This is a genomic window from Pseudoalteromonas maris (genome assembly GCF_049257235.1).
Taxonomy (GTDB): Bacteria; Pseudomonadota; Gammaproteobacteria; order Enterobacterales; family Alteromonadaceae; genus Pseudoalteromonas.
The window spans coordinates 17,908-30,541 of the sequence record NZ_JBMMUF010000002.1 but is presented as its reverse complement, the minus strand read 5'-3'; the positions used below and the strand labels follow the sequence as shown (position 1 = coordinate 30,541).

Below are 12,634 nucleotides of genomic sequence, written 5' to 3'. Positions count from 1 at the left end.
TCGTTCACCTATTCCAAATTCTCAACCTGCTACAGAGACTCTTGCTCTATACCTGATACAACACTGACCGAATGACGGTTGCCCTTACCGAAGAACACTGTTGAATTCACTCTCAGGTCACGGCTGCACTTAATATCTGCACTGGTATCATTCGCTGCCCTTTTTCGAGAACAATTTGTTGCACTCAATACCCCTGGGGCCTTCACTAAAGTCAACGCAGCTTCTGCCCCCTCAGCTACAAGTGGTACACTCTCGTCTACGGTGCCCAAGTTGGGCGTAGTAAAATTAATACCGTTACTTGATTTTAACTCAGTATAAATTGCACGACTGGTATCTGCATGCGCCTGACTTAATGCTTGATCATAATCTTGAGCAGCATTAATCACCTTCATATCAACGCTACTGTTGCTCATTAAAGTAACCGCTATACCACTTACTACAAGCACCATAACGATAGCTGCGACTAACACAACACCTTGCTGCTTATGAATGTTTAAAGTGCGATAGACCATTGGTTATTCCCCGCATTATTTAGCTTAAATGTTGATACAAAAACCATTCGTCTATGACTGTCATTGCCGGTGATTACCCTCTGGCTATCGCCAAGTTTGTAAGTACGATTGCTGACCTTCGAGTTTTTGTCCTCTTCAGTCGCTCTTACAAGAACTGCCACCTGAATAGTCTCTATTTTAGTAATGCCGGACTGCTCCCAGTCCACTGCAGTCATTTGCGATGCATCTTTATAAAGATCAACCGCGCCATCACCATTAATGTCCATACCATATGAAAACTTTAGATTTTCAACACCTTCCAAAATAGGCTCCGTCACCATATTTCCTACCGTGAGTCTTTTGCGCATCAACACAGGCACTGTAATCGTCTTATCGCCTTTGGTGTAAGTATCTTCACTTACATAATAGACATGGTGGTTATAGGGCCATACATTGGTACCATCGATATCAATAGCAGTACCACCACCGGCAATAAATTTAGCTGTACCAAGAGTAGATTCAACGTAGTATTGGTTAGCATCCGTCGCTTGCCCACTGACGTCTTGGCCACTTGCCCGTTTAATTTGCAGCACATCACTCCCAGCTTTTGCGCCACTCAAGCATGACGTAAATTCGGACGCTGTTGAGCCAACCACTTCACCGTATAGCGTCCTGAAATTAGTAGCAGCTCCAGGAGTTGGAAAGCTTGCGCTGTTAGTCCCTGCGCCGGCGCTACAGTCGCCAGCGACTGCTGCAAGCCCAGTTACATCAGCAAATGCTAACTCCTCATTATTAACTCGGCCGAAAAAGCCGGCCATTGCTAAGTCTTTACCAATAATATCAAGGGCTATGCGACCCGTTTCCTGCATTTCACCCATCTCAACAGTATCGGTTGTCGTCACTTTCATACTAAGATAGGTAAACATCACGCCACCTAATAAAAAGATGCCTACCACCATGGCGATCATCAATTCTAGAAGAGTAAAGCCAGATTCTCTATTAGGGGTAGATATGTAATTGAATCTCATGATATTTCCCTAAACAAATAAGAATGAATCAACTGATAACACACGACGGCGATTGTTGTCGCCACCACAATCCGTTTTATCACCTACTGCATCGCCTGCGCTAGACAACTGCTGGCGCGAATCCCAGGACACGATGACGTTAATAGTAACTTGCTCTGCATCTCCTGCTGTTGAAATACAAATTTGTGCGTCTGAAAGTGAACCAGTGTTATCTACAGCACGGATTGCTCTGCGCCACTGCTCTCTATCAAAGGCAGCGACCTGAGCAGGTAGACAGTTGTTATTTATACAACTAACATACCCACCTGACTGTGTATCTCCACTAGAGATGTTACCGTTGTAGTTACCTGCCAATGTCGCCTCACTATTTGCTCGCATCCTGTCGATTACATCATTCGCTACACCTAACGCTGCAGCGCGTTGCATAGAGTCAAAAGTTGCTTGTTTAGCCTTAGCTTGCAGCGCTACTGCGCCAAGCAAACCAAACACCAAAACAATAAATGCTATTAGTGTTTCTAATAGAGTAAAGCCCCGTTGATTACGCATAGTCTTTTAATTTAAATTATTGGTAGATAACAGTTTAGTAACTGTGAAACAAGGAGCAACTGGAATAGGTATAAACGGTAAATTTATCAGGATGAACGGCAATGTCAGATATATAAGATACCAATGCGCATAAATATGTGATCAGATAAAGCGCTATTTATCCAGCGCTAGCCTAGCTCATTTTTCTAATACAATTGGTATAAGCCATGAAAACATAAATCGATGTTTTAATGAGGTTTATATTAACTACGATATACCAAGGAAGGCTTGTTACAATAAAGACTTAACTTGCTTTAATGCTCTTCTTGATACGGATATCGGCTGCTTATTACTTTTTAAACGAATCACATGACCTTGCTCATGGGCTTCTAACGCAGCTATCTCGCCGCTATTAACTAAACAGTTACGATGAACACGAACAAACCTCATGCCGAAACGCTCCTCAAGCGCTTTTAATGGCTCATCTACCAACCCCTGCGCTCCTTGCACGGTCATCACTTGGGTGTATTTACCATCTGCATGAAAGTAGCAGACATCTTCAAGCGCAACTTTTATTATTTTATTGCCCAATTGATAGCTAATTGTCTCATCTTGACGCTCACTATTTTGCGCTCTGTTTGTGGTACCCAATTTACTAAGGATGTGTGCGAGGTGCTCTGCTTCAACAGGCTTTAGAAGGTAGCCCACAGCCTGCAAATTTACAGCTGTGAGCGCATGTTCGCTATAAGCCGTTGTGAAAACAATTGCCGGAGGATGCGGTTCGTTTGCAAGCACCTTTGCAACCTCAACACCACTTAATTCAGGCATTTCTATATCAAGAAAGACAACGTCTACTTGCAGCGCCTTAAACTGTGCAAGCGCCTCTTTACCATCGGCTGCTTCTGCTAACACGCACACAGTGGCCTCGTGCGCGCTGAGCAGTCTTTTGAGGCGCGCTCGTGCAAGAGGTTCATCATCAACAATCAAGGCTCGAAGCATATTACACTCTCCTTGGCACAACCAGTTTAACGCGGAACTGTCCGTCGTATTTGCGAGTCGTCAATTGCGCGGCATCCGCAAATTTTAACTTCAATCGCTGTGCTATATTGCCAAGGGCTATACCGTTACCTTGTTTATCTGATATCGCACTGCCAATGGTGTTTTCGACCACAATGGTGACGGATTTTTGTGTCGCGACCATTTGCACGGTAATTTGAGATTGCTGGTTTTCACCTTGTACGCTGTATTGCACAGCATTTTCTAATAAGGGTTGTAACGTTAAACACGGCAATGCAGCCTGAGGCAACGTCTCGGGCAACTGCCAATCAACGAGCAAGCGCTCACCAAAACGCCACTGTTCTAATGATATGTATCTTTTTGCAAGAATGACCTCTTGCTCTAATGTACTATCTTGACCCGCATTGATGGCAGCTCTAGATAAAGATGCCAGCGCCAATGCAGACTCCTCTGCAGCATTGGGATCCTGATGTGCAAGTTCAGCTACGGTGTTTAAGGTATTAAATAGAAAATGCGGCTTAATACGCGCCTGTAGTGCGTCCAATTGCGCCTGAGTGTAAGCATAGTGCGCATTTGCGTGTTCGTTGACCATCGCCATAAATTGCACAAACAACGTTGTGACTAATACACTAATCGCACAACTTTTAACTACAAACCAATAAGATATGGGGTCGTCCAACACACTTAGATAACTAATGTAGCTTGTTGTTAGAAAGGTCACTACTACCAAGGTGAGCACAAAGGAAACTGCTTGTATAGTCTCGCTCAGTTGCGGTTTTAGGCGATTTAAAACGTAGAGAATTGCTATGCTTACTGAGGTGATAAACTGAACTAATAGGCTGGTTTGCCCAAGCACCAGCCAGAACTGGCTATAGTCATACTCGCTAAGGGTTATGATCAGAGCCAGCACCTGAGCGACGACCACTGCGCTGAGTACCCCGCGGGTCTGGCACAGGGTACTTAATAGTGAATACGGGGGCGATTTAATCGCTGACGACATACCTGACCCCCTATATTGTTACCTTAATTCAGCTGGAACAGCGAACACGATGTCTTCTTCACGACCTGGGTTTTCAACCACTTCTTCGCCGCCAAGAGATTTTAGGTGACTAATCACTTGTTGCACTAGCACTTCAGGCGCTGAAGCTCCTGCCGTTACACCAACACTCGAAGCATTATCTAGCCACGACGCCTCAATTGAATCAGCATCATCAATTAAGTAAGCAGCTGTGCCCATCTTGTTTGCTAATTCACGTAAACGATTAGAGTTAGAGCTATTTTTCGCGCCAACCACTAATAGCACATCAACTTTGTCAGCTAAATCACGCACTGCATCTTGGCGATTTTGAGTTGCATAACAAATGTCATCTTTGCGTGGGCCATCTATTTCTGGAAAACGCTCACGTAATGCATCGATTACATCGGCGGTGTCATCCACCGACAATGTCGTTTGGCTACAATAGAACAAGTTGCTCGCATCTTTCACTTCAAGCTTAGCAACATCTTCAGGAGTTTCAACAAGATAGATCCCACCCTGCGGATTATCATATTGGCCCATTGTGCCTTCGACTTCAGGGTGTCCTTGGTGACCAATTAACACACACTCGGTGCCACGGCGTGACGCCCGAGTCACTTCCATATGTACTTTCGTCACCAACGGGCAAGTTGCATCAAACACTTTAAGCTCGCGACGCTTAGCCTCTTGACGAACCGCTTGTGACACCCCGTGCGCACTGAAAATCACAATGCTATCATCAGGCACCTGATGCAACTCTTCCACAAATACAGCGCCGCGGTCTTTGAGACCATTGACAACGTATTTGTTATGTACCACTTCATGGCGCACATAAATTGGCGCTTCGAAAATATCCAAAGCGCGCTCCACAATGCTAATCGCTCTATCTACACCCGCACAAAAGCCGCGTGGGTTTGCTAGCATGATTTTCATTAGTTCGTCACCTCTAGGATCTCAACTTCAAAAGTCAGCTTTTGGCCTGCCAATGGGTGATTAAAATCAATCGTCACCGACTGCCCTTGCACTTCACGCACAACACCCGGCAACTCCGTACCATCAGGCTGAGTAAAGGCGATAATAGCGCCAACTTGTGCGGGAGCCTCGGCACCGAACTTGCTGCGGTCAACATGATAAATGTTATCCGGATTCGGGTGGCCAAAGGCATCTTCTGGTTCAAGCTCAAATGACTTTGCATCGCCAGCCGATAGACCCAATAAACATTTTTCAAAGTTTTCGGTCAAACTGCCGTCACCCATCACCAACTTAGCAGGCTTATTATGTACTTTTGTCGAATCAGCCGCTGAGCCGTCAGATAACTTAATTGAAAAGTGAAATAGCACCTGTGAATTTGCGCCAATTACCGCATCACTCATTGACCGACTCCTCTTTACCACTCGTTTTAAAGGCATCAATTAATAACAGCGCCGCACCAATACAAATCGCACAGTCAGCAATATTAAACTTAGGATAATGCCAATTTTGATAATATACGTGAATAAAATCAATTACATAACCGTAAACCATACGGTCATATAAGTTGCCAAGAGCACCTGCCAACACCAATGCATATGCACAACCAAGTAGCTTATTTGATGCAGGTAAACGCTTTAACCACCACACCAGCAGCACTGAAATAGCAATGGCAATTGCGCTTAGAAACCAACGCTGCCAGCCACCGGCTTCACTCAAGAAGCTAAATGCAGCGCCAGGATTATGCACATAAGTAATATTGAATACAGGCAACACATCAATGCTTTGCCCTAGGGCCATAGTGTTAACAACATACGTTTTGGTGGCCCAATCGACCACCAAAATGATTGCTGTTAGCACCAACCAAATTAATCCATTTCGTTTTGCTAACACGACAACTCCTAAACGCTCAAATTATGCGAACTGACGTGTTTCGCCATCACCATCGACGTTGGTTACACAGCGACCACACAGTTCAGGGTGTTCAGCATGCGTGCCTACGTCATCACAGTAGTGCCAACAACGGTCACACTTTTGCGCGTTGGTTGCACCAACCGCTACAGCAAGTCCTGCCAACTCAGACTCTTCAACATCAGCCGGTTTGTCGCCGTGAGCGAGTACCGATACTTTTGAAGTTAACAGCACAAAACGAAGCTCATCTGATAACGCGTCTAATGTCGCTTTGAGCTCTTCATTTGCATACAAAGTAACTTCTGCTTGCAATGTCGCACCGATCACCTCTTCTTTACGTGCGCTTTCAAGTACGCGGTTTACCGCGTCACGCACACTCAGTACGGTTTGCCATTGCTCATCAGAGAACTTACCGTTTACACAAGCAAGACCTTCATACCATGTACCTGTGAACACAAATTGGCTACGCTCACCTGGAAGGACTTCCCATATTTCTTGTGCTGTGAAGCTCAAAATTGGTGCCATCCAACGCGTCATCGCTTCGGCAATGTGATATAGCGCGCTCTGACATGAACGACGAGCATGAGAATCTGCTTTCGCTGTGTACTGACGGTCTTTAATTACGTCTAAGTAGAAAGAGCCAAGCTCACCCGTACAGAAATTCATCAACTTTTGCGTTACTACAAGCAGTGAATACTCATCGTACGCATTGATAATTTCTTCTTGTAATTGCGCCGCACGCGACACAATCCAGCGGTCTAATTCAACCATGTCAGCGATATCGACTAAGTCAGTTGCTGGGTTGAAGCCACTTAGGTTCGCAAGTAAGTAACGACTAGTGTTACGGATACGACGGTAACGGTCCGCTGCGCGTTTGAAGATTTCATCTGACACCGTCATTTCTGCAGTAAAGTCTGTAGATGCAACCCAAAGACGCAGGATGTCAGCGCCCATTTTGTTCATCACGTCTTGCGGAGAAATAACGTTACCTAAAGATTTCGACATCTTGCGGCCATTTTCATCTACAGTGAAGCCATGCGTCATAACTTGGCGGTATGGTGCGCGACCATGAATGGCAACGCTTGTCATCAACGATGACATAAACCAACCACGGTGTTGGTCAGAACCCTCAAGGTATAAGTCAGCCGGTGAGGTCAACTCTTCTCGCGCATCCATCACACACGCATGAGTTACGCCTGAGTCGAACCACACATCTAGGGTATCTTGTACTTTTACATAACGCTCAGCATCTGCGCCTAAGAGTGTTTCTGGGTCCAAGTCATACCATGCTTGAATACCTTCTTTTTCCACTAATTGCGCAGCTTTTTCAATTAACTCGCTAGTATTAGGGTGCAAATCACCTGTATCTTTATCTACAAACAATGCAATCGGCACGCCCCATGTACGTTGACGTGAGATACACCAATCAGGACGGCCTTCTACCATGTTTTCGATGCGACTTTCGCCCCAACTTGGTAGCCACTGAGTTTTCTTGATTTCTGCGATTGAATCTTGGCGCAAACCGGCTTTGTCCATCGAAATGAACCATTGTGGTGTCGCGCGGAAGATAATGGGTGTTTTATGGCGCCAACAATGCGGATAGCTGTGCTGAAGTGCATGGTGGTGCATTAACGCACCTTTTTCTTGTAGCAATTCGATTACCGCTGGATTCGCCTTAAACACATGTTGGCCTGCAAAAATTGGCGTATCTGGTAAATACACGCCATTTGCACCTACAGGGTTGGCCACTTCCAAACCATACGCAAGACCTGCCGCGTAGTCTTCTTGACCATGACCTGGGGCCGTGTGCACGATACCTGTACCAGAGTCAGTCGTCACGTGATCACCTAAAATGACAGGCACGTTGAACTCTAGGAATGGGTGAGCGGCTTGCAAGTTTTCAAGAGCAGCCCCTTTTGCATAGCCAAGCGTGTGGAAATGCTTAAAACCAAAGCGATCCATACAATCTTTAACAAGCTCAGAACCTAGCACTAAACGCTGTTGATGACCTTCGTCTTCAACTTGAACCAACGCATACTCAAGGTTAGCGTGAACAGCAACTGCGCGGTTCGCAGGCAATGTCCAAGGCGTTGTCGTCCAAATCACGGTACCGATGCTACCTGTGCCTTTGTGCTCAGCATTGAGGGCAAAGGCTGTTTCAACAGCTTGCTCATCAGTGAAAACAAATTTTACATCGATTGCTGGTGATTGCTTGTCTTGGTATTCCACTTCTGCTTCTGCAAGAGCAGAGCCACAGTCCGTACACCAATGCACAGGCTTGGCGCCTTTGTGTAGATGACCTTTATCAATGATGCGACCAAGCGTGCGAATTGCATTAGCTTCAAAGTCGAAATTCATTGTTAAGTAAGGGTTGTCCCAGTCACCGAAAACGCCAAGACGTTTAAAGTCAGTCTTTTGGCCATCAACCTGCTTTGCCGCATACTCACGACATTTTTGTCTAAATTCAGCAGCCGTTACCTTATTCCCTGGCTTGCCAACCTTCTTTTCTACCATCAATTCGATAGGTAGACCGTGGCAGTCCCAACCAGGCACGTACGGTGCGTCGAAATCAGATAAAGTTTTCGACTTAATAATCACGTCTTTAAGGATTTTATTTACTGAGTGACCAAGGTGAATGTTGCCATTCGCATAAGGAGGTCCATCATGCAAGATGAAAGACTTCTTACCTTTTTTTGCTGCGCGAATTTGACCGTACAAGTCTTGCTCGTACCATTGCTTCAACATTTTTGGTTCGCGCTGGGCTAGGTTGCCACGCATTGGAAACTCAGTTTCCGGTAAGTTTAAGGTATGTTTATAGTCGCTCATTAATCCTACTTTCCGTATCGGCTACAGACTTTCGCTGCGTTCAGCGTTTGTCGATAAAGTAAAAAACTGTTTTGCCGCAATAACATCGTGCTGTATTTGCTGCACGAGTTCATCGAGGCCATTAAATTTTTGTTCGTCGCGAAGCTTATGTTTGAGCTTCACTTCTATAAATTGTCCGTATATCGACTCTTCAAAGTCGAATAAGTGTACTTCTAACAATGCACGAGTACCATTAAATGTGGGCTTATTACCCACATTTGCAACCCCATAGACTTGTCGCCCTGCAATGTCTACTTGCACAGCAAACACGCCACTGAGTGGGCATACTTGGCGCTTGAGCGCGACATTTGCGGTTGGAAAGCCAAGCTCTCGACCTTTCTTCCAGCCATGGATCACACGGCCACTGATTGCATAATCATGACCAAGCATATCTTTAGCTTGCTCTAATTTGCCATCTTTGAGGGCCGTACGAATTGCGGTACTACTGACGCGAGCGTTTGCTTTTTTGAAGCTGTCGGTATTTTTCACCGCCATATTAGCTTGCTCGCCAATGCGTTTTAGCAGGGTGAAATCCCCCGCCCTGTCATGACCGAAGCGAAAATCATCCCCCACAGTCAAGGCTTTAACACCCAGCTTTTCTATCAGTACTTGGCGCACAAAATCTTGGGCTTCATAATTGGCGAACTTGGCATTAAAGCTCACACATATAACCCGCTCTACACCTAACTTAGCGAGTAACGCGAGTTTGTCACGTAACCTAGTCAAACGCGCTGGCGCCTGCTCTTTTCTGAAAAACTCTTGCGGCTGCGGTTCAAAAATCATCACGGTACTTGGCAAATTCAATGCTTTTGCATCGCGCAGTAACCCCTTGATCACTTCACGATGCCCTAAATGGACACCGTCAAAGTTACCAATAGTGAGTACACACCCATGATGTTTGTCGCGTATATTGTGGATTCCGCGTATAAGCTCCATCGCTCAAATGCCTTGTTTTTGCGCACTACTGCTGACGAAAGTGCTCGATTATAATCTTTTTTTTACTGTGATTCAGCAGTTGCCACACTTTTTATCGTACTTGGGCGAACACCGGTTAAAAAAAGCACACCAAAGTAACATAAAGCCGCGCTACTGATCAGCGAGCCAAGTAAGGCTATCTGCTCTAACAGTGCCCACGACTGCCAGTCAAATTGCGCTTGAAAGAGGTAAACTACAGCGCCCATCACTGCACTGGCCAACACACATTTAAATGTAAATCCGACACTGAACGCAGAGAAATGATACACCCCTTCTTTTGCCAAACCTCGATATAACATAAATGCATTACATGTTGCCGACATGGCCGTTGCTAACGCTAACCCTAAATAACCTATAAAGGGAGCCAGCATGAGGTTAAACACCATGTTTAACACCATGGCAATAATGCCAATTCGCACCGGAGTGCGCGTGTCTTGTCGGGCGTAAAACCCAGGTGCTAATACTTTAATCAACATAAAGCTCACAAGGCCAACAGAATAGGCAGCAACGCCAAGTGCTACAGCGTTAACATGATCATGCTCTGAACTTGAAAAGGCTCCATGGTCGAATAATACGGTGATAATCAGCGGGCTGATGAGCATCAACCCAACCATCGCTGGTAAGCCAAGAAAAATGACAAATCGTACCCCCCAATCAAGGGTCACTTGAAAATCTGAACTTTTGTCACCGGCGTGTAGCTTGGACAAGGTTGGCAAAATCACGGTAGCGATGCCAATGCCAAATAAGCCAAGAGGAAATTCAATGAGCCGGTCGGCATAATACAGCCATGCTATGGATCCCGTGACAAGGAAAGAAGCGATCACAGTGTCCAAAAACAAATTGATTTGCGACACCGATACACCAAACAAAGCCGGGATCATTAAAGTACGCACTTGCTTTACTCGCTTGTCTTGCCAGCCCCACTGCGGGCGAACTAGCATTTTTGCGCGATATAGAAACGGCAATTGGAATGCCAACTGCACTACCCCACCCACAAATACACCAATTGCCAGTGCATATGCACCCACATCAAATTGTTGGTGTAAAAAAATCGCGCAGCCAATGATAGAGACGTTGAGCAACACTGGGGTAAATGCAGCTACAGCGAAGCGGTTATACACATTTAAGATAGCCCCGCTTAAGGCCACTAAGGAGACGAAGAATAGATAAGGGAAAGTCCATTTGAGCAACTCTGCCGCCAGTATAAACTTATCACCATCACCGCTACCGTGATACCAGTCAACAAACCAGCCCGCACCGAACAAAGCGGCAATAATGGGAGAGCCTATTACCCCTAAAATGGTCACAATCAGTAGGATAGTTCCGAGTGTTCCCGCAGCCCTAGCGACAAATAATCTCACTGCATCATCGCCTTCTTGCTCTTTAATTTCACTCAGAACTGGCACAAAGGCTTGTGCAAATGCCCCCTCTGCAAATAATCGGCGTAAGAAATTTGGAATACGATTAGCGAATAAAAATACGTCTGCGCTCGCATTTGCACCCAGCAAATTTGCTACGACAGCATCACGTACAAGCCCCAGAACACGTGAGATCATCGTCATTGCGCTGACTATCATCCCCGAACGAAATAAACTGTTAGCCACACATCCTCTCTTGGGCTGACATTAATGCTTTGCATTATGCCAATAAAATTCAAGTGAATACAGCGCTGGTCTGCGTCAATTTGCTTTGCTATAATCCGCCGCGGTCACAGGCCTTAAACTGCAATAACAGATCAACTTTTATTGGGTATACAGTGCATTAACCCAAATTTCGCACTGTGTATATGTGTCTCCCGGTAGTCATTGGCGACTCGTTACTCCAGCAGTTGGCTTTGCCACAGTATAAATTTGATTGACAAATTTAAAAAAAACGGGCATAGTCCACGGCCTTTAAATATAAGCTTTATTTAAGATTGTTAGGAGCAAACCTTGGCTAACATCAAGTCTGCAAAGAAACGCGCTGTAACGAGCGAAAAACGCCGTCAGCACAACGCAAGCCGTCGTTCAATGATGCGCACGTACACTAAAAAAGTAATCGCTGCCATCCAAGCTGGCGACAAAGAAGCTGCACAAGCTGCTTTCGCTGTAGCGACACCAATCCTAGACCGTTACGCAACTAAGGGTCTAATCCACAAGAACAAGGCAGCTCGCCATAAGAGCCGTCTTGCTGCTAAGATCAAAGCTCTTTAATTAGCGCTTAATCTTAGAAAAAAACCGGCCTAGGCCGGTTTTTTTATGTCTGCTCTGCACTCGCTGCCAAAACCAATTGGCCATTGATATCGATCTGCATAACACGGCGATAACAAGGCAATATTTTACTGGTGTAGTTATTCAACACAGAAAAATTTTAACGGCATTTGTATAATATTTAGCAGCTAGAGTGATTCTCTCGTTAAGTTGATCGGTTTGAACTAAGCAAACTCGATTTTTGGATAAAACTTTTTCAAAATCGCAGCTATTTTCTTGGGCGAGAACGGTTTAACAACAAATCCCTTCGCGCCATTATCAATTGCTTCTTTGACATTCTCGATATTGGAATGCGCACTGACCATCACTACGTTGGTTTTCTCTGATACCGCATTAATATCCGCTATCATCGCTTTACCATCACCATCTGGTAACTCGATATCTAAAAATATAATGTCGTATTCTTTTTTTGCACATGCTGCCATGCACTGGGCTGCGTTCGGGGCTTCATCAATATCATCAATTCCAAGGTGAACCAAGGTTTGATTCAAAAAGCTACGCACAGTCCCCACATCGTCCACAATTAAAATTGCAATATCATCTTCCATTGAGTTTCTCACTTCATCCACAAATAAGGACGGATTTATT

13 protein-coding genes are annotated in these 12,634 nt (G+C 45.2%); 1 reads left to right on the top strand and 12 read right to left on the bottom strand.

Annotation, left to right across the window (positions count from 1 at the left end; translation table 11 throughout):
- Positions 1-29: 29 nt before the first annotated feature.
- The 11 genes from AAEU32_RS03155 to murJ all read right to left on the bottom strand — a co-directional run bounded on the left by AAEU32_RS03155 (position 30) and on the right by murJ (position 11,401).
- Entirely contained in the window at positions 30-512 is a 483-nt protein-coding gene (locus AAEU32_RS03155; RefSeq protein ID WP_421969083.1) for a pilus assembly PilX family protein, read from the bottom strand.
- Positions 494-1,519: a PilW family protein gene (locus AAEU32_RS03150; RefSeq protein WP_421969082.1), complete on the bottom strand. Its 1,026-nt coding sequence runs from the start codon at positions 1,517-1,519 to the stop codon at positions 494-496. The genes AAEU32_RS03155 and AAEU32_RS03150 overlap by 19 nt, the downstream gene beginning before the upstream one ends.
- Positions 1,520-1,528: 9 nt before the next feature.
- A complete protein-coding gene (pilV, locus tag AAEU32_RS03145; RefSeq protein ID WP_421969081.1) occupies positions 1,529-2,065 on the bottom strand; it encodes a type IV pilus modification protein PilV in 537 nt (178 codons plus the stop codon).
- Between the two features lie 270 nt (positions 2,066-2,335).
- Entirely contained in the window at positions 2,336-3,043 is a 708-nt protein-coding gene (locus AAEU32_RS03140; RefSeq protein WP_421969080.1) for a LytR/AlgR family response regulator transcription factor, read from the bottom strand.
- A 1-nt stretch (position 3,044) separates the two neighbouring features.
- Positions 3,045-4,061, bottom strand: coding sequence for a sensor histidine kinase (locus tag AAEU32_RS03135; RefSeq protein WP_421969079.1), 1,017 nt, complete (start codon positions 4,059-4,061; stop codon positions 3,045-3,047).
- Positions 4,062-4,079: 18 nt separating this feature from the next.
- Positions 4,080-5,009: a 4-hydroxy-3-methylbut-2-enyl diphosphate reductase gene (ispH, locus tag AAEU32_RS03130; RefSeq protein WP_421969078.1), complete on the bottom strand. Its 930-nt coding sequence runs from the start codon at positions 5,007-5,009 to the stop codon at positions 4,080-4,082.
- Positions 5,009-5,449 carry an FKBP-type peptidyl-prolyl cis-trans isomerase gene (gene fkpB / locus AAEU32_RS03125; RefSeq protein WP_421969077.1) on the bottom strand — a complete coding sequence of 147 codons (441 nt, stop codon included), beginning with the start codon at positions 5,447-5,449 and terminating at the stop codon, positions 5,009-5,011. The genes ispH and fkpB overlap by 1 nt, the downstream gene beginning before the upstream one ends.
- Positions 5,442-5,939, bottom strand: coding sequence for a signal peptidase II (gene lspA, locus AAEU32_RS03120; protein ID WP_421969076.1), 498 nt, complete (start codon positions 5,937-5,939; stop codon positions 5,442-5,444). The genes fkpB and lspA overlap by 8 nt, the downstream gene beginning before the upstream one ends.
- A gap of 21 nt (positions 5,940-5,960) precedes the next feature.
- Positions 5,961-8,783 (bottom strand): isoleucine--tRNA ligase, encoded by a 2,823-nt coding sequence (ileS, locus tag AAEU32_RS03115; RefSeq protein ID WP_421969075.1) that lies wholly within the window; start codon positions 8,781-8,783, stop codon positions 5,961-5,963.
- 21 nt (positions 8,784-8,804) lie between these two features.
- A complete protein-coding gene (gene ribF, locus AAEU32_RS03110; protein ID WP_421969074.1) occupies positions 8,805-9,758 on the bottom strand; it encodes a bifunctional riboflavin kinase/FAD synthetase in 954 nt (317 codons plus the stop codon).
- A gap of 62 nt (positions 9,759-9,820) precedes the next feature.
- Entirely contained in the window at positions 9,821-11,401 is a 1,581-nt protein-coding gene (murJ, locus tag AAEU32_RS03105) for a murein biosynthesis integral membrane protein MurJ (RefSeq protein WP_421969073.1), read from the bottom strand.
- 327 nt (positions 11,402-11,728) lie between these two features.
- Between murJ and rpsT the strand changes: the two genes are divergently transcribed.
- Entirely contained in the window at positions 11,729-11,989 is a 261-nt protein-coding gene (gene rpsT, locus AAEU32_RS03100; RefSeq protein WP_105190149.1) for a 30S ribosomal protein S20, read from the top strand.
- A gap of 221 nt (positions 11,990-12,210) precedes the next feature.
- Here rpsT and AAEU32_RS03095 read toward each other — a convergent pair whose 3' ends face one another.
- Positions 12,211-12,594: a response regulator gene (locus tag AAEU32_RS03095; protein ID WP_421969072.1), complete on the bottom strand. Its 384-nt coding sequence runs from the start codon at positions 12,592-12,594 to the stop codon at positions 12,211-12,213.
- Between the last annotated feature and the right edge of the window lie 40 nt (positions 12,595-12,634).